This is a genomic window from Cobetia sp. 10Alg 146 (assembly GCF_029846385.1).
GTDB classification, from domain to species: Bacteria; Pseudomonadota; Gammaproteobacteria; order Pseudomonadales; family Halomonadaceae; genus Cobetia; species Cobetia marina.
Window position 1 is genome coordinate 1 of record NZ_JARWKT010000032.1, and the last position, 211, is coordinate 211.

General features: G+C 38.4%; 1 protein-coding gene. It reads right to left on the bottom strand.

The genetic code is table 11. The annotated features are described in order from the left end of the window. Positions 1–211 (bottom strand): hypothetical protein (locus QD172_RS17335; RefSeq protein ID WP_279856370.1); only part of this gene is annotated, 211 nt, incomplete at both ends.

The following is a 211-nucleotide window of genomic DNA, read 5'->3' on the forward strand; positions in this document are numbered from 1 at the left end:
GGCCTGCGAGCAATCCAAGAACAAATCAAACAAGCCAATAAACTCAATGCCGTGAATGTTACACTTTGAAAAATTAAGTCAAACCGATTTAAATCATCACTTGGCACTATTACAAACATAAAAGCGGGGAGTACACTTAGCGCTAAAACATAACAACACACTTTAAATGCCCGTCCAAAGTCAAAACGTTTAGACTGTTGCATCCACAAAG